Origin of the sequence: Streptomyces sp. AC512_CC834 (assembly GCF_019049325.1) — a bacterium.
Lineage (GTDB): Bacteria > Actinomycetota > Actinomycetes > Streptomycetales > Streptomycetaceae > Streptomyces.
Window position 1 is genome coordinate 77,442 of record NZ_JAGMUO010000055.1, and the last position, 20,637, is coordinate 98,078.

16 protein-coding genes are annotated in these 20,637 nt (G+C 72.6%); 8 read left to right on the top strand and 8 right to left on the bottom strand.

Translation table 11 applies throughout. From position 1 onward, the window contains the following. Positions 1-58: 58 nt before the first annotated feature. From cyc2 to KUM40_RS20600, 3 genes are all read right to left on the bottom strand, one after another. Positions 59-2,257, bottom strand: a complete 2,199-nt coding sequence (cyc2, locus tag KUM40_RS20590) for a germacradienol/geosmin synthase Cyc2 (protein ID WP_217167485.1) — start codon at positions 2,255-2,257, stop codon at positions 59-61. Positions 2,258-2,387: 130 nt separating this feature from the next. After that, positions 2,388-3,617: a damage-control phosphatase ARMT1 family protein gene (locus KUM40_RS20595; RefSeq protein ID WP_217167486.1), complete on the bottom strand. Its 1,230-nt coding sequence runs from the start codon at positions 3,615-3,617 to the stop codon at positions 2,388-2,390. 89 nt (positions 3,618-3,706) lie between these two features. Continuing rightward, the gene (locus tag KUM40_RS20600; protein ID WP_217167487.1) at positions 3,707-4,354 is read right to left on the bottom strand and encodes a ScbR family autoregulator-binding transcription factor; all 648 of its coding nucleotides are present in this window, start codon (positions 4,352-4,354) and stop codon (positions 3,707-3,709) included. A gap of 378 nt (positions 4,355-4,732) precedes the next feature. Here KUM40_RS20600 and KUM40_RS20605 point away from each other — a divergent pair, with 378 nt between their 5' ends. Genes KUM40_RS20605 through KUM40_RS20625 form a run of 5 tightly spaced genes read left to right on the top strand, consistent with a single transcriptional unit; the run spans position 4,733 to position 9,712 of the window. Beyond that, a complete protein-coding gene (locus tag KUM40_RS20605) occupies positions 4,733-5,746 on the top strand; it encodes a substrate-binding domain-containing protein (protein ID WP_217167488.1) in 1,014 nt (337 codons plus the stop codon). A 44-nt stretch (positions 5,747-5,790) separates the two neighbouring features. Then, positions 5,791-8,325: a nitrate- and nitrite sensing domain-containing protein gene (locus KUM40_RS20610; RefSeq protein WP_217167489.1), complete on the top strand. Its 2,535-nt coding sequence runs from the start codon at positions 5,791-5,793 to the stop codon at positions 8,323-8,325. After that, positions 8,322-8,741: a roadblock/LC7 domain-containing protein gene (locus tag KUM40_RS20615; RefSeq protein WP_217167490.1), complete on the top strand. Its 420-nt coding sequence runs from the start codon at positions 8,322-8,324 to the stop codon at positions 8,739-8,741. The genes KUM40_RS20610 and KUM40_RS20615 overlap by 4 nt, the downstream gene beginning before the upstream one ends. Position 8,742: 1 nt before the next feature. After that, positions 8,743-9,102 (top strand): DUF742 domain-containing protein, encoded by a 360-nt coding sequence (locus tag KUM40_RS20620; protein WP_217167491.1) that lies wholly within the window; start codon positions 8,743-8,745, stop codon positions 9,100-9,102. After that, on the top strand, positions 9,089-9,712 hold the full coding sequence (locus KUM40_RS20625) for an ATP/GTP-binding protein (RefSeq protein ID WP_217167492.1): 624 nt from the start codon (positions 9,089-9,091) through the stop codon (positions 9,710-9,712). The genes KUM40_RS20620 and KUM40_RS20625 overlap by 14 nt, the downstream gene beginning before the upstream one ends. 3 nt (positions 9,713-9,715) lie before the next feature. On the opposite strand, the gene KUM40_RS20630 is transcribed toward KUM40_RS20625, so the two are convergent. The 4 genes from KUM40_RS20630 to KUM40_RS20645 form a co-directional block, all read right to left on the bottom strand. Next, complete coding sequence (locus tag KUM40_RS20630; RefSeq protein ID WP_217167493.1) at positions 9,716-10,678, bottom strand: ABC transporter substrate-binding protein; 963 nt, start codon at positions 10,676-10,678, stop codon at positions 9,716-9,718. A gap of 62 nt (positions 10,679-10,740) precedes the next feature. Then, the gene (locus tag KUM40_RS20635) at positions 10,741-11,406 is read right to left on the bottom strand and encodes an ABC transporter permease (RefSeq protein ID WP_217167494.1); all 666 of its coding nucleotides are present in this window, start codon (positions 11,404-11,406) and stop codon (positions 10,741-10,743) included. Then, positions 11,403-12,113 carry an ABC transporter permease gene (locus KUM40_RS20640; protein WP_217167495.1) on the bottom strand — a complete coding sequence of 237 codons (711 nt, stop codon included), beginning with the start codon at positions 12,111-12,113 and terminating at the stop codon, positions 11,403-11,405. The genes KUM40_RS20635 and KUM40_RS20640 overlap by 4 nt, the downstream gene beginning before the upstream one ends. Further along, positions 12,110-13,327: an ABC transporter ATP-binding protein gene (locus KUM40_RS20645; RefSeq protein ID WP_254395398.1), complete on the bottom strand. Its 1,218-nt coding sequence runs from the start codon at positions 13,325-13,327 to the stop codon at positions 12,110-12,112. Before KUM40_RS20645 ends, KUM40_RS20640 begins: the two co-directional genes overlap by 4 nt. A gap of 283 nt (positions 13,328-13,610) precedes the next feature. On the opposite strand from KUM40_RS20645, the gene KUM40_RS20650 reads away from it, so the two are divergent. The 3 genes from KUM40_RS20650 to KUM40_RS20660 all read left to right on the top strand — a co-directional run bounded on the left by KUM40_RS20650 (position 13,611) and on the right by KUM40_RS20660 (position 18,068). Further along, the gene (locus KUM40_RS20650) at positions 13,611-14,300 is read left to right on the top strand and encodes a response regulator transcription factor (RefSeq protein WP_217167496.1); all 690 of its coding nucleotides are present in this window, start codon (positions 13,611-13,613) and stop codon (positions 14,298-14,300) included. Continuing rightward, positions 14,300-15,787, top strand: coding sequence for a HAMP domain-containing sensor histidine kinase (locus KUM40_RS20655; RefSeq protein WP_254395399.1), 1,488 nt, complete (start codon positions 14,300-14,302; stop codon positions 15,785-15,787). The genes KUM40_RS20650 and KUM40_RS20655 overlap by 1 nt, the downstream gene beginning before the upstream one ends. Before the next feature lie 130 nt (positions 15,788-15,917). Continuing rightward, positions 15,918-18,068 (top strand): NB-ARC domain-containing protein, encoded by a 2,151-nt coding sequence (locus KUM40_RS20660; RefSeq protein WP_217167497.1) that lies wholly within the window; start codon positions 15,918-15,920, stop codon positions 18,066-18,068. Between the two features lie 1,034 nt (positions 18,069-19,102). Here KUM40_RS20660 and KUM40_RS20665 read toward each other — a convergent pair. Continuing rightward, positions 19,103-20,362 (bottom strand): hypothetical protein, encoded by a 1,260-nt coding sequence (locus KUM40_RS20665; RefSeq protein ID WP_217167498.1) that lies wholly within the window; start codon positions 20,360-20,362, stop codon positions 19,103-19,105. Positions 20,363-20,637: the final 275 nt, after the last annotated feature.

Here is a 20,637-nt window from a genome sequence, read left to right on the forward strand (position 1 = left end):
CCGGTGCGGGACGAGCCACGAAAGAGTGAGACTGAACGTCGGTCAGGGCGTCAGGGCTTCAGGACGTCAGGGCGGGACGGCTCCTCGACACCGGGATCGGCGTGGGTACGGGCGGGGCCGGGATCCGGTCCGGGAGGAAGCCGTGGGTGCGTCCCGCGAGGTACTCGGCCTTGTAACGCGGGACGTTGCGGTGCCAGTTGAGGATGCCGGCCATCCAGTTCTGGAGGTCGGCGACATAGCCGTGCATGATGGTCCGCGCCTCTTCGGAGAGCTGGAAGTCGTCGTACACGACGGGGAGTTCGTGCGCGACGACGTGCTCGAACTGGCGCATGCGCTGGTTCATCAGGTCCTGCACGACATTGAGGGCGGCCGGGTAGTCGACGCCGAAGAAGTTCTGCACGACGAGGACCGCGTTGTGGATCTCGCCCTCGTACTCGATCTCCTTCTGGTACGAGAAGACGTCGTTGAGGAGGCAGGCGTAGTCGATCGCCGCGTTCTCCAGGGAGCGGACGGGTCCGCTGCGGTAGACCTCGGGCGGCACGGCCGGGCCGTGTCCGGCTCGGCACAGGCCGAGGGTCAGGTCGGAGCCGAAGGTGGCGCGCCGCATCTCCAGGTAGTCCACCGGGTCGGGGACGCGGTTCTGGATCTGGTTGGACAGCTCCCACACCCAGGCTTCGGTCATCGTGTCCACGGCCGCCTTCAGCGGCCGCCGCTCTTCGGGCGTCATACCGGCCGTCGTGCGCGCCCACAGGTCGATCAGGGAGCGTTCCATGGCGTTGGCGGGCGGCGGGGCCGGCTCGCCGTCGAGCGGCATGCAGGCCGACAGGCGGGCGGTGGTCAGCCGGGCGGCGGCGAGGTCGCGGCGGTGCCCGTAGACGAGCGGGTAGTAGTCGTCGCCGTACGTCCCGAAGGCCAGCCAGCCGGAGGCGAGGTCGAGCTGGTCCTGGGTGGCGTCGGGGTCGAGTCCTGCGGCGCACAGCGGGAGGTCGCAGCTCGCGAGCTTGTCCTCGTCCCAGACGCCCTCGCCGAGGAAGCCGATCCGCCGCGACCACTCGAACAGGTGCCGCCGGGCGCCCTCCAGGGCGGGGCTCAGCTCCAGCGGGTACGGCATGCGGATGTCGGGGATGATCGACGGGCCGACCTTCTGGAAGGGCACGTACGTGTAGGGGCGGGCACGCTTGGCGACCGCCGCGGCGAGCAGCGCGCCGACGTCCGCGGCTGAGGTGCCGGGCCCGGTCAGCGCCTGCCAGCCGGCCAGGGGACGCTCGCCCTTGTTCATGTACCGGCTGGAGCGCATGTGCCATTCGTGGCCGCCGGACTGCCAGTCCTGGAGGCCCTTGGTGTACGCGCCGACGGCGGCGGTCTCGGGCGGGGCCAGGCCGTTCTCCAGGGCCACGGCGGGCACTTCGGTGAACGCGGTGTGCTCGAACTGGTGCAGCCGGGAGGTGAGGACGTCGTTGACCAGCTCGGCGGCCTCCTGGGTGGTGCAGTCGAAGAAGGTCTCCAAGACCAGCACCCCGTTGCTCAGCTCGCCCTCGTCCTCGACCTCCCGCTGGTAGGAGAAGAGGTCGTTGCGCAGGTGCACGGCGTCGGAGAACGTCTCCATCAGCACCCTGAGCGGCCGGGACCCGGCGACGGCGGCGGGCACCTCGGCCGTCGCGTACTCCACGAGCCCGGCCGACCAGGGGGCGCCGCCGACCTTGCGGCGCATCTCGATGTACTCGACGGGGTTGGCGATACGCCCCTCGTTGATGTTGGACAGCTCCCACAGGGACTCGTTGAGCAGGTGTTCGGTGGCGACGGCGAAGCGGCGGCGCCAGTCGGCCGACATCGCGGGCACCGTGCGGGCCCACAGGTCGGCGAGGCCCGCCTCGACCGGGTTCTCCGGCTCGGGCGTCTCGGTGGCCGGGTCCAGCGGCATGAACAGGGGGAGCCGGTCCAGGTGGGCTTTGCCCGCGACGCGGTCCTGGCTGCGTTTGAACTTCTCCAGGAAGTGGTCGTCGAAGAAGAAGACCCACACGTACCAGTCGGTGATCAGGGAGAGCGCCGGCCCGTCGCAGTCGGGGTGGGTGTAGGCGCAGAGCAGGCCGTAGTCATGGGCGTCGAGGTCGGACTGCTCCCAGACCCCGGAGCCCTCCAGCATGCCCATCTCGCGCGCCCACGTCGTCGAGTGGGCGCGTGCCTCGTCGAGATGCGGGTTGAGCCGCGCGGGATGCGGCAGGTAGAAGTGCGGGAGTTCGAAGGGCTGTTGCGTCATGGGCGGGCACTACCCAGGGCACTTCGGACACATCCCCCGGGCAGGACATGATCACACCATCGCGTGAATCAGTGCGGAATCCGGGAACTTCTCGCTCAGCACCCGACCCGGGGTCGTCGTCTGACCTGGGTCACCGCCTGACCTGGATCAGGGCGTGCGTCCCGCTGGTCCGCCAGCGCTGCTCGCCGCTCGCCACCAGTGCCGCCTCGGTCCGGGCGGTCAGGCCGGTGATCACGTCGGACTTCAGGGTGCGCAACGCGGCGACGGGGCCGGGGAAGTAGGCGGTGGCGTCCGCGAAGGACGTGGTCGGCGGCCACCACCTGTCGCCGACCAGGCGGCGGTAGTTCAGATCGCCCTTGAGGACGGTGACCGTGGCCGCGGCGAAGTCCTCGCGCAGGTCGTCGGGCATGTCCGCGTACGGCAGCGGGGCGCAGGAGAAGGGGTGGGCGCGGACGGTGACGCGGCCGTCGGTCAGGGCGGTCCACAGCCGCTCGCCGTACGTGGTGGCCTCGCCGCCCGCCGCGAGGAGCCGCCGCAGCGCGTCGAGCACGTCGGTGGGCGTGGCGTCGGAGACGTAGTACGGGTACGGCTTGACGTGCAGGACGGCCCGGTCCACGCGGCCCTCGGCGAGCAGGTGCGAGACGAGGAGCAGGTCGGGGACGAGTTCGCGGCCCGCGTTGTCGGCGACCAGGCAGAGGGTGTTGGGGCCGGTGGTGCCGGTCCCGGAGGGCGGGAGCAGGGACCACAGGGTGTCGCTGTCGTCGGCGACGAGGGCCCCCACCTCGCCGTTGGTGGCGGTGGTGTCGGTGGTGCCGCTGCCCGCGTCGGAGAGGCGGAAGCCGAGGTCGGCGCGGTTGCCCCAGAGCGAGCCGTGCAGCAGGGCCCGGGTCCGCTCGTCGGCGCTCAGGGCGGGGAGGCGGTCGAGCGCGGCGAGTTCCTCGTCCGTCTCCGGTGCGTCGAGTTCGGCGAGCTTGGCGGGCCGGAAGGGGTCGACGCCCTGCCAGGCGCCGGGGCCGAAGTAGCCGACGGCGTCGAGGAGCCGGCGGTAGAAGTGGCTCTCCGCCCACAGCCAGGGCACGTCGTACCAGGAGCGGCCGGCGTACGCGTCCATGCCCCAGTCCGCCCAGCGGTCCCGGTCACGGCCGGTGGCGTCGGCGTCGGCGGGCAGCGGCTCGATCACCCCGTCGGCGCAGCTCGCGAGCAGCGCGTCGAGCGCGTGTCGCCTCTCGGGGTCGTGGGGGAACGCGTCCCGCACCTGCCGGACGATGGCCGGGTGCCGATCGGCCAGCACGCCGTACGGGAAGGACCCGGGCTCGTTGCCGAGGATGACGGGGGCGGGCTCGGACGGGGTGTCGGGCATGCGCGTCACCGTATCGCGCGGACCGCACCGCGCCGACGGAACCGGCGCCCTGCCCGGACGCCCGCCCGGACGCCTGTCCGGATGCCCTGTCAGGCCGCGCCCGTCTCCCGTTCCAGGCGGGCCGCGAGGGTGAGGTAGCGGGCGCGTCGGGTCACCGGCACCATGCCCCGGATCAGGATGTGCCACATCTCGGCCAGGCGACGGGGCTGCCGCCCGGCCGGTTCCAGGGTGCTGCTCACGACGCGGGTGCCGACGATGGAGCAGACGAGGGTGTGGGCGACGGAGTCGACGTCGATGTCCGGCTGCACGTCGGACTGCCGGACGGCGTCGAGCAGCCGGTACGTGGCGATCTCCCGCCACTCGGTGAAGGGGTGCGGCAGCGGCGGCCGGACCGGCACTCCCGCGGTGGCGAGCCGCAGCCCGGCCCGCAGCACCGGCCCCTCCTCGCAGAGCCGCGCCATGCCGAACGTGAGCCGCATCAGCGCCTCCAGCGAGGAGTAGCCCCGCCCGTCCAGGTCCGTCGCGAGCCGGCGGGAGGTCCGGGACTGTATCTCCATGATGGCGTGGGCGAGGTCCTCCTTCGCCGCGAAGTGGAAGTACAGCGCGCCCTTGGTGACCCCGGCGTGGGCCACGATCTCGCTCAGGCTGGTCGACTCGTAGCCGTGACGGTCGAACAGGTCGGCCGCGGCACCGACGATCGTCGCGCGGGTCTGCTCGGCGCGTAGCTGCCTCGCCATCGGCTGAACTCTCCTGGGCTGGAACTCGACAGACCGTGCCGCCTGTCTTTACCCCCCGTACACGATAACTCACCGGCTAACTGTCCGTCAGATCAGTCTCCTTGCCGACACCGCGGAGCGCAGACGCCCACGGGCACGGGCACGGGCACGCTGCTCGACATACCGCCCGGCATTCCGCTTCGGCCCGCTTTCGTCTCCCCGTTCATCACGATGCGGCACCGACAACTGACAGCAGATCGCTGGTCACTTGACTACCAGCGGTCACACGCGGTTTGCTCCGGCCAGGCGAGTTTCACCCGGTTGGCGCACTGACCCGCGGCTCCGGGCCACTCGTCCCGTTCCTCCTGCTCGGCCGCACAGCGAGGTGCTCCAACCCCCATGAGTACATGTTCCCCGTCCATCCACTCCCCCGGACGTCCGCGCACCGCGGCCCTCGCCGTGGCCGTCTGTCTGCTGGCGGCCGGCTGTTCCGCCCTCGGCGGGGACGAGGACGGCTCGAGCGCGGACGCCGCGGGCGGGTCCGGCGCCGACCAAATGAAGATCGTCATGGTCACCCACGGCGGTGAGGGCGACGCCTTCTGGGACCGGGTGCGCAAGGGCGCCGAGGCGGCCGCCGCCAAGGACGGCATCGACCTGACGTACGCCGGCGACGCCGACACCGCCGACCAGGCCGACCTCGTACGGGACGCCGTAAGCGACAAGGTCGACGGCATCGCCGTGACCCTGGCCAAACCGCAGGCGATGAAGGCGCCGGTCGCCGAGGCCAGGGCCGCCGGGATACCCGTGGTCGGCCTCAACTCCGGCATCGACGCCTGGCGGTCCACCGGGCTCCTGGGATACTTCGGGCAGGACGAGAGCGTCGCGGGCCGCGCCGTCGGCGACAAGCTGAACGACCTCAAGGCCAAGCACGCCCTGTGCGTCATCCACGAGCGCGGCAACGTCGCCCTGGAGGCCCGCTGCGCGGGCGTGAAGAAGACCTTCAAGGGCGAGAGCGAGATGCTCTACGTCGAGGGCACCGACATGAAGGCGGTCGGCGCCGCCGTCACCGCGCGGCTGCGGCAGGACCGCAGCATCGACGAAGTCGTCATGAACGGCGCGGCGTTCGCGCTGACCGCGGTCAAGTCGGTCGACGAGGCGGGCAGCAGCGCCCACGTCGCCACCTTCGACCTCGACAACGACCTGGTCGCCGCCGTCAAGAGCGGGGACGTCCAGTTCGCGGTGGACCAGCAGCCGTATCTCCAGGGCTATCTCGCGGTGGACGCGCTCTGGCTGTACCGCACCAACGGCAACGTGAGCGGCGGCGGAGTGGCCCCCGTGCTGACCGGCCCCGCGTTCGTGACCCGGACGAACGCCGACGCGGTCGCCGAGTTCGCCGCGGGCGGCACCCGGTGACCGCCCCCCTCGCCACCCTCCCCCACTGATCGCCTAGGACGACGATGCCTGCACGGAAGACACGGAAGAAGGGTGCCCGACGCCGCCTCGGCTCCATACGTCTCTCCCTGATCCTTCTGGCCCTGGTTCCCGGCGTCACCCTCGCCGCCGTGTGGGGCGTGACGACGATCCAGATGTTCTCGGAGGGCCTGCGGCTGCGCGCGCAGACCGAGTTGAGCCGCGACACCGGGGCCATGGGCACCGAGGCCACCCTGGCCCTGCAGAAGGAGCGCAGTCTGTCGGCGGCCTGGCTGGCCGCGCCGGACGGCGACCGGACGGCACTGGACGCGCAGCGCGAGAAGACGGACGCGGCGGTCGCGCAGTTGGTCGGCCAGTCCGACGCGATCGAGAGCGCGCCCTCCCGGATCTCGGAGCAGCTCTACTCGGTACTCGGCTCGGTGGGCAGCCTGGAGTACTACCGCAGCCAGGTGGACAACCCCAGCGACATCACCGCCGAGCAGGCGCTCGACCAGTACACCTCTATCGTCGACGAGCAGATCCACGCCTTCCAGGAACTCTCCCAGGTCGACGACGGCGACCTCACCTCCCAGGCGGGTCCGCTGGTCGCCCTGGAGCACGCCGCGGAGCTGGTCTCCCAGGAGGACGCCCGGCTCACGCTGGCCTGGCCGTCCGACCGGATGGACGAGGAGCAGTGGTCCCGGTTCGCCCAGTTGGTGCACACCCGCCGCTGGCTGGTGCAGGACCAGATCGTCCCCTCTCTGACGGGCAGCGCGAAGACCCAGACCGAGCGCATCCTCGCCAGCTCCGAGTGGAAGTCCATGCAGGACGTCGAGGACCAGGTGCTCGAGGCCCGTGCGGCGGACGGGGACGAGCGGATCGACCTGCCGGACGCACGGGAGCGCTGGATCAGCGCGTTCGAGAAGATCTCCACCCAGTACGGGCAGCTCATCCGGCAGCAGACGGACGGCCTCCTCGACCGCAGCGCGGATGAGGCACGCGGTCTGCTGATCAAGGCCGGCATCCTCAGCGCGGGCGGCCTGGTCGCCCTGCTGCTCTGCATCGTCATGTCCTGGCGCATCACCCGCTCGCTGTCCCGGCGGCTGCGCGGGCTGCGGCTGGCCACCCTGAGCCTGGCCGAGGAACGGCTGCCCGAAGTGGTGGCCAGGCTGGAGCGGGGCGAGACGGTCGACGTGGAGTCGGCGACCCCGCCCCTGGACTACGGGCGGGACGAACTCGGGCAGGTTGCCCAGGCGTTCAACACGGCGCAGCGCACCGCCGTGCACACCGCCGTCGAACTCGCCGACACGCGGCGCGGCTTCCAGAAGGTGATCCTGGGCATCGCCCGGCAGAGCCAGAACCTCGTCAACATGCAGCTCGGCAAGCTGGACGCCCTGGAGCGCGAGCACACGGACCCCGAGATCCTGAAGGGCCTGTACGAACTGGACTCCACGGCCAGTCAGTTGCGGCGCTACGAGGAGAACCTCGTCATCATCAGCGGCGAGCAGCCCCGGCGCACCTGGCGCGAGCCCGTGGCGCTGGTCGACATCCTGCGCAGCGCCGTCGGCGAGGTCGCCGAGTACCAGCGGGTGGAGCTGCACACCGACGAGGAGGTGGCGCTGGCCCCGCCCGCGGTGGCCGACGTGATCCACCTGCTGGCCGAGCTGATCGACAACGCCACCGCGTACTCCCCGGCCCCCAACCCGGTCGGGGTGCGGGCGGCGCTGGTGGCCAAGGGCCTGGCCATCGAGATCGAGGACCGCGGACTGGGCATGTCGGAGGAGGACTACGCCTCCTTCAACGCCCAGTTGGCGGTGGCTCCGCAGTTCGACGTGGTGGCGCTCGCCGACGACCTGCGGCTCGGCATGTTCGTCGTCGCCCGCCTCGCGCACCGGCACGGCATCACCGTGACGCTGCGCTCCTCGCCGTACGGCGGGACCACGGCGATCGTGCTGGTCCCGCACGACATCGTGACGCGCGAGCCGTTCGGCGCCGCGGGCGGCACCGGTGACACGGCGGCCCGTGCGGACGGCCCCGGAGCAGCCGAGGGCCCGGTACCGGGCTCGTCCGCCGCGCCCGCCGCGCCCGCCGTGCCCGCCGCCCCGAGGGCGGAGGCGGACGGCGCCGATCGGTCCGTACGGCCGGCGCGACCGGTGCCCGCGAGCCGGTCCGGGGCCTCCGCCGACTCCCCCGGCTCACCCGGCTCACCCGGCTCACCCGGCGCCTCAGATTCCCCCGACTCGCCCGACTCCCCTCACGAGCGGAACGGACTGGTGCCGCTGCCCCGCCGGGTGCCGCAGACCAGCCTCGCCGCCGAGCTGCGCGACGAGGACTCCGGCACCGGGCGGGACGGCCGGGGCGACGCGTCCGACGACTTCGCCGACTTCACGGCCGAGCGCGCCGCCTCGTCCCTCGCCGGTTTCCAGCGCGGCACGCTGCGCGCCCACACCGACGACGCGGACGAAACCGACCCGGGCGCGGGCACGGGCGCAGACACGGACGCCGACGCGCAGGTGCTCTCCGCCGCCGCCCCCTCGACTCCGACCGCCGACCGCCGACCGCCCACGAAGGACACGCGATGACCCGACCCTCCCCCGCCACACACACGGAACTGGACCAGTTGCTCACCGGACTCGTGGAGCGGGTCGCCGACGTGAACCAGGCCGTGGTGCTCTCCGAGGACGGACTGGTCGTCAGCAAGTCCACCGGGTTCCTGCGTGACGACGCCGAGCGGCTGGCGGCGACCGCGTCGGGCCTGATGAGCCTCAGCAAGGGCGTCAGCATGGACTTCCGGGGCGGCCCGGTGCGCCAGGCGCTGATCGAGATGGCCAACAGCTACCTGATACTCAGCTCCGCGGGTCCCGGCGCGCACCTCGTGGTGCTCACCGGGCCGAACGCCGACGTCGGCGTGGTGGCGTACCAGATGAACATGCTGGTGAAGAAGATCGGCGAGCACCTGAGCGCGGCACCGCGGGCCACCGCGGGACCCGGCGAGTGACGTGACCGGAGGCGACGCGGGGGGCCGGCTGGTGCGGCCGTTCACCCTGACCGGCGGGCGGACCCGGCCCAGCCGCGCCGACTTCACCCTCATCACGACGGTGACCGCGCTGGACCCGCAGCCCAGCCGGGCAGCGCGACCGCAGCCCGAGCACCTGCGGATCCTGCGGCTGTGCGCCGAGCCGCTCGCCGTGGCCGAGGTCGCGGCCCGCCTCGACCTGCCGGTGAGTGTGGCCGTCATCCTGCTCTCGGACCTGCTGGAGGCCGGCCGGATCACCGCGCGGCCGCCGCACCTCGTCTCCCGTGCCAACCCGGACCTGGACCTGCTGCAGAAAGTGAGGGACGGCCTTGGCCGGCTCTGAGCGCGTCGCTGAGGCGCCGACGGCATCCGCACGCTCCACCGCGCGCTCCACCGCGCCGGATGCCGTCAAGATCCTGATCGCCGGCGGTTTCGGCGTCGGCAAGACCACCATGGTCGGGTCGGTCAGCGAGATCGCCCCGCTGCGCACCGAGGAGCCGCTGACCGCGGCGGGACTCGACGTCGACGATCTCGCCGGCATCGAGGAGAAGCGGGCCACGACCGTGGCGCTGGACTTCGGGCGGATCACCATCGGCCGGGACCTGGTGCTGTACCTCTTCGGTACGCCCGGTCAGCAGCGGTTCTGGTTCATGTGGAACGACCTGTCGATCGGCGCTCTCGGGGCGGTGGTCCTGGTCGACGTCCGCAGGCCCGAGTCGAGCTTCGCCGCGATCGACTTCTTCGAGCGCCGGGGCATTCCCTTCGTCGTCGCCGTCAACGGCTTCCACGGACGGCATCCGTACCCGGCGGCGGAGATCCGCGAGGCCCTCGCGCTGCCTGAGCACGTTCAGGTGCTGCTGTGCGACGCGCGGGAGCGGACCTCCAGCCGGGACGTCCTCATCGCCCTGATCGACCAGCTCATCGACGCCGCGACCGGGGCCGCGGCGTCGTGAGCCTCAGCTCAGGCCCGCCGAGCCGAGCCACTCCTTGGCCACGTCCAGCGGGTCCTTCTTGTCGAGCTGGACCTGCGCGTCCAGGTCGAGGAGCGTCTCGGTGTCCAGCTTGGCGGAGACCGCGTTGAGCGCGGCGACGCCCTCCTTGGACAGCCCGTCCTTGGTGACCAGCGGGGTCACGTTCGCGTAGCCGAAGAGGTTCTCCGGGTCCTTCAGGACGACGAACTTCTCCTTGATGATGGTCGGGTCGGTGGTGAAGATGTCCGCCGCCTGCACGTCGTTCTTGGTCAGCGCCGACTGGGTCAGCGGACCGCCGGCGTCGAGCGCCTTGAACGACTTGAACTTCAGGCCGTACACGGACTCCAGTCCCTTGAGCCCTTGCTGCCGGGTCTGGAACTCGGGGGACCCGCCGATCACCAGGTCCGGCGCTATGTCCTTGAGGTCGGCGAGGGTCGACTCGGCGGTGAGGCCGTACTTCTTCGCGGTCTCGGCGTTGATGCTCACCGAGTCCTTGTTCTGGGCAGGCGACGACTCCAGCAGGGTCAGCTTCTTGTCGAGCTTGGCCTTCGCCGCCTCGTTCACCGCCTCGGTGGACTTCTGCTCGGCCTCGGGGTCGAGGTAGGACAGCAGCGCGCCGTTGTACTCCGGCAGCACCGTGACCGAGCCGTTCTTCATCAGGCCGTACGTCGTCTCACGGCTGCCGATGTTGTGCTTGTAGGTCACCTTGAGGCCCTTGGCCTTGAGCGCCTCGCCGTAGATGTCGGCGAGCAGGGTGCTCTCGGCGAAGTTGTTCGAGCCGACGACGACGGTGCCGGCCTCCGCCTTCTCGCCTGCCAGCGGGTTGTCGGAGTCGGAGTCTGAGTCGGAGGAACAGCCCGCGAGCAGCGCCGCCGCGGCGGCGAGCGCGACGACCGCCGCACCGGTGTGCCTCGTCCTGGACCTGCTGCTCTTGGCGGTGAAAGTCATCCGTCGATCCAAACGAGCCACTTGCCGGTCAGTCAAGAACGGCCTGGTTACGGTTTCTTTTCTCAGCGCCTGCGCACGCCCGGCGACACGGCGAACCGCCCGGCCGCCCAGAACAGCCCGAGGGTGACGAGCGCCAGGAGGGCCACCAGTGTGGCGCCGCCGACCACCTTCTCGTAGTCGCGCTGGTAGAGCCCGTCGATGATGTACCGGCCGAGCCCGCCGAGACTGACGTACGCGGCGATGGTCGCCGTCGACACGACCTGGATGGCGGCCGAGCGCAGCCCGCTGAGGACCAGCGGGAGGGCCACCGGCAGTTCGACCCGGAAGAGGATGTCTCTCTCGTGCATGCCCATGCCCCGCGCGGCGTCCACCGGGGAGGGGTCGACGGAGCGGACCGCCTCGTAGGTGGTGACCAGGATCGGCGGGATCGCGAGGATGACCAGCGGGATCATCACGGGCAGCAGGCCGATGCCGACGACGACGGCGATGAGCACCAGCAGTCCGAAGCTGGGCAGGGCGCGAGCGGCGGTGGCGACGAAGGCGACGGCGTTGCCGCCGCGCCCGGTGTGTCCGGTCAGCAGCCCGAGGGGCAGGCCGATCGCGGCGGCGAGGCCGAGCGCCATCAGGGAGTACTGGACGTGTTCCACCAGGCGCTGCGGGATGCCGTCGTAGCCGTGCCAGTGGGCGCTGTCGCTGAAGAAGGCGTTGACGAAGTCGAGTACGTTCACCGGGCCGCCGCCTTCTGCGGTTCGGTCTGCTCCTGCCGCACCGCGGCCTCCTTCGGGCGTTGCCGCTTGCCGCGCGGCATCCACGGGGTCAGCAGGTTCCGGATCAGGACGAGGAGCGCGTCGCACAGGATGGCCAGGACGGCGGTGGTGAGGACGGAGTTCACCGCCAGCTCCGGCCGGCCGTATTTCTGGGCGTCGGCGAGCAGGTTGCCGAGGGCGCCCTGGTTGCCGATGAGGGCGCCGACGCTGACCAGGGAGATGCTGGCCGAAACGGCCACGCGCAGTCCGGCGAGGATCGCGGGCACGGCGATGGGCAACTGCACCTGCAGATACCGGCGCAGCGGCCCGAAGCCCATGGCCGTGGACGCGGCCAGGGTCTCCTCGGGCACCGACCGCACGCCGTCGACGATCGCCGGGACGAGCACCACCAGGCTGTACACGGCCAGCGGGATCATCACGGTCAGCTCGGTCTGGCCGGTGTAGTCGATGAGGACCACGAAGACGGCCAGCGAGGGGACGGCGTAGAAGACGGTCGTCACCCCGAGCACGGGCGGGTACAGCCAGCGGAACCGCACACAGAGCTGCGCGACGGGCAGCGCGGCCAGCAGGCCGGCCAGCACCGGCAGCAGCGCCTCGCGCAGGTGCAGCCCGATCAGCCCGAAGTAGGTGTTGCCGAGGTCGCTCGGGATGTCGAAGAAGCCGTTCACGGGGCGACCTTCGTGACGTCGACGGGGTCGGCGGGATCGGCAGGATCGGCGGCAGCCTTCGCGCCGTCGGCGGCAGCCTTCGCGCCGTCGCCGTCGGCGTCGGCGTCGGCGTCGGCGTCGCCCGCACCGTGGGCGGTGCGGATCGCCTCGCCGATGGTCTGCTGGGAGACGACGCCGGTCACCCGCCCGTCGGTGTCCACGGCGACGGCCCAGCCGGTGGGCGAGAGTACGGCGCCGTCGAGGGCGGCGCGCAGCGAGTCGGTGCCGGGCACGAACGGCCGGCCGTGGGACAGCAGCCGCTCGGGCGCGATGTCCCCGGCGGTCAGGTCCTCCGGCTCGGCCCAGCCGAGCGGCCTGCCGTCCGCGTCGGTGACCAGCAGGTGGGGGCCGTCGGCGGCGGCGAGCTGCTCGGCGGTGGCGTCGGCGCGCACGACCGGGCCGGTCGTCAGCTCCAGTCCCGCGGAGGGGAAGAAGGAGAGCCGCCGGATGCCGCGGTCGGCGCCGAGGAAGTCCTCGACGAAGTCGTCGGCGGGGTCGGACAGCAGCTCGGCGGGCGGTGCGAACTGGGCGAGCCGGCCGCCGGTGCGCATCACCGCGACCATGGTGCCCAGTTTGATGGCCTCGTCGATGTCGTGCGTGACGAAGACGATGGTTTTGCCCAGTTCGTCCTGGATGCGCAGAAGTTCGTCCTGGAGGCCCTTGCGGACGACCGGGTCGACGGCGGAGAACGGCTCGTCCATGAGCAGCACCGGCGGATCGGCGGCGAGCGCCCGCGCCACCCCGACGCGCTGCTGCTGGCCGCCGGAGAGCTGGTACGGGTACCGCTTGCCGAGGGAGGCGTCGAGCCCCACCCGCTCCATCAGCTCCGCCGCCCGCTCGCGGGACTTCTGCCTGCCCCAGCCGATCATGCGGGGCACGGTGGCTATGTTGTCGAGGATCGTCCGGTGCTGGAAGAGCCCGGCGTTCTGGATGACGTACCCCATCGACCGGCGCAGCGTGGTGACCGGCTGCCGCGCGAGGTCCTCGTCGTCGAGGAGGATGGCGCCCTCGGTGGGCTCGACCATCCTGTTGATCATCCGCAGGGTCGTCGTCTTGCCGCAGCCCGAGGGGCCGACGAGGACCGTGATCGAGCGCTCGGGTATCTCCAGCGACAGCCGGTCGACCGCCACGGTGCCGTCCGGGTACCGCTTGGTGACTGATTCCATCCGTATCAAAACGCCGAATGCCCTTCGGGTCTGGCAGAAGCTGCCCGCTCCGGCCGCGGTCGGTGGGGCCGTCGCCGGTCGAGTGTAGACGGCTGCATCGCGGGGCCCGTTCGGTCCGGAGCGACTTCTGCCCGTTGTCCCGGCGTTCACACCGGGCAATTCGCCCCGGGGCGCCGGGCGTCGGGTGCCCGCCTGTCGATTTCCTGTCGGGCGGCTTTCAAGTACGTGTCGATCCCGGTACGGCGGTCCGCGCGGTCTGGGGTGCGGGCGGCCGGTGGCGCAGTATGAGCGGGTGGAAAAAGTGCGACTCCTCGTGGTGGACGACGACCCGCCCATCGCCGATCTCGTGGCGACGGTCGCCCGCTACGAGGGCTGGGAGGCGGTCACGGCGAACTCGGGCGAGCAGGCGCTGCGGCTGGCCGCCGGGTTCCGTCCGGACATCGTGGTGCTCGACCTGATGCTGCCGGACGTCGACGGCTTCGGGGTCCTGGACCGGCTGCGCGGCTCGGGCACGATGGTGCCGGTGGTGTTCCTCACCGCGCGCGACGGGGTGGCCGACCGGGTGGCGGGGCTGACCCGGGGCGGTGACGACTACCTGGTGAAACCGTTCGCGGTGGAGGAGCTGATGGCCCGGCTGCGCACCGTGCTGCGGCGCAGTGCCGGTCCCGGTTTCCAGCGGTCGGTGCTGCGGGTGGCGGACCTGACGATGGACGAGGACGCCCGCGAGGTGCGCCGCGGCGAGCGGCGGCTGTCGCTGACGCCGACCGAGTACGAGGTGCTGCGCTATCTGATGCGCAAGTCGCCGTCCGTGCTGACCAAGGCGCAGATCCTCGACCACGTGTGGGAGTACGGCTTCGGCGGCCGGTCCAACGTCGTGGAGCTGGTCGTCAGCCGGCTGCGCCGCAAGCTCGACGACACGGGCGAGCCCCTGATCCAGACGGTGCGGGGCTTCGGGTACGTGATCCGGCAGGCGGCCCGGTGATGGTGATACGCCGGTGGTGGCGCGCCTACCGCGGGCTGCGGCTCGGCACCCGGCTGGCGCTGGGTCTCGGGGCGCTGTCGCTGGTGGTGTTCGCCGTGGTCGGCACGGTGCTGACCGCGTACATGCGGGAGTATCTGGAACGGCAGCTCGCCGACCAGATGAAACTGGTGCAGGTCGTGCAGTCCAAGGACGCCGCGGCCAACGGCACGGTCGAGCGCAAGCCGTACTACGGCTGGTACACGGCCGTGTACGACGTGTCCGGCGGCGGCTCGGCGGACCTGCGGACTCCCGCGCAGGTGCCGGCCGACAGCCGCGCCCTGACCGATCTCGCGCGGACCATGGCCCGCTCGGACGAGGACCTGACCCGCACCGTGCGGATCGGCGGGCACGGCCCCTATCTGCTGCGGGCCTGCGAGGTGGAGCCCGGGGTGGTGCTGGTGAGCGCCGCGCCGATGGGCGACGTCGAGGACACGGTGCGGCGGTTGATCACGGTGCAGGTCGTCGCCTTCGGCCTCGCGCTGCTGGCCCTGGTGGTGTTCGGGCGGCGGATGCTGCGGCGCGGTCTGGAACCGCTGAGCGACATGGCGAGCACCGCGCACGGCATCGCCTCGCACGACCTGACCGAGTCGGCCGCCCGGCTGTCGCTGCGGGCCGACGGACGGGACGGCGGGAAGGAGGTGGCGGAGCTGCGGACCGCGTTCAACACGATGCTGGAGCACATCGACGCGTCGCTGGCGGTGCGGGCGGAGGCCGAGCAGCGGCTGCGCCGGTTCGTCGCGGACGCCTCGCACGAGCTGCGCACCCCGCTGATGTCCGTACGGGGCTACGCCGACCTCTTCCAGTACGCGGCGGCCAACGAGCCCGCGGAGCGGGAGCGGCATCTGGCCCGGCTGCGCGCGGAGGCGGCCCGGATGGGTGTGCTCCTGGACGACCTGCTGCTGCTCGCCCGGCTGGACGCGGGGGAGGTGGAGGCGCCGCTGCGGTGGGAGGACACGGATCTGACGGAGCTGGTGCGGCAGGCGGCCGACGCCTTCCGCGCCGGCCGTCCGGACCGCCCGCTGACGGTGACGGTGACGGCCGGTCCTGCGGCGGTGCGGCTGCGCCTTGACCCGCAGCGGATCCGGCAGGTGCTCGACAACCTGCTCACCAACGCGGCCGTGCACACGCCGCCGGGCACCAAGGTCTCGGTCACGGTCTCGGCCGCGCCCCGAGAGGTCCGGGTGTCGGTGGCCGACACGGGGCCCGGCATACCGGCGGCCGACCGGGAACGGATCTTCGACCGTTTCTACCGCGTCGACAAGGCCCGCAGCCGCGACCGCGGCGGCAGTGGCCTGGGCCTGGCCGTCGCCGGGTCGCTGGTGCGGGCGCACGGCGGCACGCTCGAGCTGGGCGGCGAGCCGGGCGTGACGGTGTTCACCGTGACCCTTCCGGCGATCACCGTGACACGTCCGGTGTCCACCGGGACACGTCCGGCCGCCGCCCGCTGACCGCTGACCGGTCGGCGGCGCGCGGAGATCGGTCGCGGCGTCCGGGGATATCGGCGGCGCGCACGGAAAGGATGCGTAAAGGACTCGGTACGCGGTACGCGGTACTCACACGCACGGGGCGGGGGCACGGGTGCGCAGCGGCGGGCAGGAGTCGCACAACGACCTGAGCGGCACCGTGCACGGACCCGTCGTCCAGGCGGGTTCCGTGTACGGCGGCATCCATTTCGGTCCTCGGCCGGGCGGCGTCGAGCAGACGCCCTGGCAGTTGCCGCCGCTGGTGCGGGTGATCGACCGGACCCGGGAGCTGGCGGCGCTGGAACGGCACCGTGTCCGCGCCGCAGGGGAGGACCGGCCCGTGCTTGCCGCGCTGAGTGGGCTCGGCGGTGTCGGCAAGACCACGCTCGCGCTGCGGTGGTTGTACACCCTGCGTCCCCGGTTTCCGGGCGGCCAGCTCCACGCGGATCTCGGAGCGCAGTCGTCCGACGGGCCCGAGCATCCGGCGGAGGTGCTCGGCCGGTTCCTGCGGGCCCTGGGCGTTCCCGCGCAGCAGGTCCCCGAGCGGCTCGCCGAACGGACGGCGCTGTACCGGTCGCTGACCGCGATCCGCCGGGTGGTGGTACTGCTCGACGACGCGGCGACCGCGGCCCAGGTACGGCCGCTGCTGCCCGCGGGCGGCAACGTGACCGCGGTGACCAGCCGCAGGCGGCTCCCGGGGCTGACGGTCGACGGCTGCTGTCCCGTCCATCTGGAACCGCTGACCCTCGAGGCGGCGGTCGAGCTGCTCGCGGACACCCTGCCGGACGGGCGGGTGGGCGAACAGCCGGAGGACGCCCGCGCCCTGGTCGAGTTGTGCGCCGGGCTGCCGCTCGCCGTCCGCGTCGCAGGCGCCCGGCTGGCAACGCGTCCCGGACGGCGCATCAGCACGATGGTCCGCGCCCTCGGCGAGGAGCGCCGACGACTGGAGGCACTGGCCATAGACGGCGACCACGACGTGCTGGCGACGCTCGACGTGTCCTACCGGGCGCTGCCCGGACCGGCCGCCCGGCTCTACCGGCTGCTGGGGCTGCACCCGGGCCGGGAGTTCGACGGCTCGGTGGCCGCCGCGCTGTGTGCCACGGGCGAGGACGACGACGGGGGCGCGGCCGACTCCCTCGACGCGCTCCACGACGCGAGCCTGCTCGCCGAGGCCGCCGGGGAACGCCACCGCTTCCACGACCTGGTCCGGCTGCACGCCGCCGCGAAGGCGGTCGAGGACGAGCCGCCGGACGTGCGGGCGGGTGCGGTGCGGCGTATCGCCGATCACTATCTCGCGAGCGCCACCCGTGCCGAGGAGATCCTCGACCCCCAGCACCGGACCATGGCCCGGGACTACGGCCCCGGGCCCGTGGTCGTCGCGGAGGTGGGCCCCGGTCCCGAAGCCGCCCTGGACTGGCTGGAGCGGGAGTTGCCCAACCTGATGGCGGTGCTCCACCAGGCGCCCGCCGCCGGATTCACCACCGTGTGCTGGCAGCTCGCCGACGCCCTGTGGCCGCTCTTCCTGCGGCGGAAGTTCTACCCGGAGTGGGGCGCGGCGCACCGGGCGGGGCTGGCGGCGGCGCGGGAGCTGGGCGACACGGCCGCCGAGTGCCGGATGCTCACCTCCGGAGGGGTCGGGGAACTGGGTGCCGGGAACCCCGGGCGCGCGCTGGAGATGTTCGAGCGGGCCGCCGGCCTGTTCCTCGCGGCCGACGACCCACTCGGCCATGCCCGTACCCTCAACTACCGGGGGCTCGCCCTGCAGCGGCTCGGGCGTCCGCGAAGAGCCGCGGAGTTCTTCCGTCGTGCCGCCGCCGACCTGCCGGTGCACGGAGACCGGCGGGCGGGCGGACTGGCCGCGCTCAACCTCGCCGGCCTCGCGCTGGAGGAGGGGCGGGCCGAGGAGGCCGTCCGTCACGCCGGTGCCGCCCGCGGCACGCTGGACGAGGCGGGCGACACGTACAACGCCGCTCGCGCGGCCACCTGCATGGGCCGCGCCCACCTCGTTCTCGGCCGGCTCGACCCGGCGGAGGAACTGCTGTCCCCGGCCCTGGCGGCACTGCGCGGGCTGTCGTCGTACGAGGCCGCCCGAGCCCTCGGAGCCCTGGCCGAGGTCTCCGAGCGGCGCGGGCGGCGGCAACTCGCCCGGGACCGCTACCGGGAGGCACTGGACCTCTACTCCTCGGCGGGCCGGTCCCGGACGCCGGACGCCGAGGCACTCCGGGACCGCCTCGAACCGCTGGAGCGCGACGAGCCGGAGCAGTAGACCGACGCGACTCCGGCCCCTCAACCACCGCCCACTCAGCCGCGCCCACCGAACCCCCGGCGGCATCCGCCGCACCCACCTCGGCATCCGCGGGGACCGACACCACCAACCACCGAACCCACGACCACGACCGCCGGACCCCGGGCGGCGTCCACCGGGCCCACCGGCACCACCACCGAACCCACGACCACGACCGCCGAGCCCCAGGCGGCGTCCGCCGAACCCACGGCGGCGTCCGCCGAACCCACGGCGGCGTCCGCCGAATTCACGGCCACGACCGCCGAACCCACGGCGGTGTACGCCGGACCCACCGGCACCACCACCGGACCCGCGGCGGCGTGCGCCGGGCCCTCAGCCGCAACCTCCGAACCCGCGGCGGTGTCCGCCGGGCCACCGGCACGGCCGCCGGACCGACGGCGCCAACCACCGAACCCACGACCACGACCCCCGGACCCCGGCAGCGTCCGCCGAACCCACAGCCGCAACCTCCGAACCCACCGGCACCGGACCCGCGGCGGCATCCGCCGAACCCACCGGCACCACCGCCGTCGGGCTCGCGGCGGCGTGGGTCGGGTCCGGGCTTGTGAGTGTCGGCTCCAGGGTTGTGAGGGCCGGGCCCAGGTCCGTGGCCGGTAGGCCCGCGACCAGGCAGGAATGGGCCAGTGAGGCGATTCGGTCCCACGTTGCGTGCGGCTGCCCCGGTCCGGGGGCCTCGAACACGGACACCGGGCCGCTCGGTCCCGGCCGCAGCCAGCAGCGGTTTCCGTGGTGCACCGCCACCATCAGCGCTCCCGGACAGGATCCGGCGAGCCGGGCGGCCCGCCGGGCTCCGGCGCCGGGCGCGATCAGCACGTCGCCGAGCGCCGTCCACCCGGCCGGTGCGCGGCACCCCACCCTGACGTGCTCGTCCACGGACAGCGTCCCGGACACCGAGTCCACCAGCACGGTCCGTACCCGGTGGACGGCACCGCCGCCGCCGCCGACGCCGCCCCCGGTCAGGACCCGCACCGTCCGGGACACCAGCGCGAGCCGCATCACCGCGACACCCCGGCGCCGGGATCGTCGTAGCGCACCGTCATGGGCAGGCTCGCGGGTTCCACCGCCGGCCCGCGTACGGCGGGGGCGCGCAGGCGCAGCTTCCGGTAGAGCAGCGCCCGCATCCGACGCGCGAACCGGCCGGGTTCCGAGGTGATCCGGGCCGCGACCCGCTCGTACCGGTGCGCCCGGCGCAGCACGGAACTCCGTTTGAGCTGCTGCCGCAGCGGCCGGTCGTCGCGCAGCCGGGGTGCGAAGGACATGAGTTCGGCCATCGGCGAGCCCGGGTCCACGGCCGCGTCGGAGCGGCCGGCCATCAGCACCGGCGCTCCGGTCATCGCGCCGTAGAGCGACACCGAACCGTGGTCGCCCACGATGTGGTCGGCGGCCACCACCGCCCCGGTCCAGTCGGCGTACGGGCTGACCAGGAGCAGGCCCGCGCGCGCCAGTTCGGCGAGCCAGGCACGGACCTGCCAGTCGCCGTGGGCGTTCCAGACGTGCGGATGCAGGAGCGCGGCGATCCGGTACTCGTCCCTGGGCAGTTCCGCGACCAGGCGTTCCAGGGTGTTCCACCCGTGTCCCAGCAGTGAGTCCGGCCCCCAGGTGGAGCAGGCGAGGACCAGCCGCCGCCGGCCCCCGACGCCCAGTGCCTCCCGGTACAGGGCCCGCAGGGGCAGGCTCGCCGCGACGCGGTCGAAGCACGGATCACCCACCACCTCCGCGGCCGGCACGGCCTCGGGACAGTCCTGTCCGAGCCGGGTCAGCTCTTCGTGATGGGCCAGCACGATCGCCTCGGGCACCACCGCCCCGTCCCGCATCAGGCGCTGCCTGCTGAGCCCGTAGGCACCCCTGGGCACCGCCGGGTGGCCGCCCGGCGCGACCTGGACGACCTTGTTGTGCCCTGCGCCGTGCGGCAGTACCACCACGGGCGCCTGCAGATCGTGCAGGTTGCCGTGGCCGGCGGCCAGGGCGAGGTCGAAAGGCGTCTGCACCGCCTGGCTCCAGGGCAGCACGAGGCCGCCCAGCCGTTCGAGAAAGGCACCCACCCCGTTGCTGAACACATCGGGTGCCTGGGTGAAGAAGGTCTGCACCCTGATGTCGCCTTCGAGCAGGCGTATCGCGTCGAGCAGTCGCTGGCCCGTGACGACGGTGTGCACCACGACCAGCAGCCTGCGGCGGCTCCGGTGCGTGGCCCATCGTTGGACGTCCAGACGCACCGGCACGTGCCGCGCGTGCGGCTCCGGCACTGTCAAGCTCATCGTTGAGATCCCCCGGTCCTTCCGTATGGTCCGTATGGTCCGTACGGCCGCGCCGTCGCGCCGCCGATGACAGGGGGATGCCCGGGGAGTTGGACGGCGGGCTTGCAGGAATCCTGCACTCCTGTGGCAGACCCGTCGGCCCGGGGGTCCATGCGCCCCTCGCTGCTTCCGTGCGCCCGCGCCTCCACCCCTGACTCCTCAGTACGACCGTAGAACAGTGGTTCGCGTCACACCTTTGCCGAAGCCATGGGAAGAAGCGCACCCCTCGGGGGAGA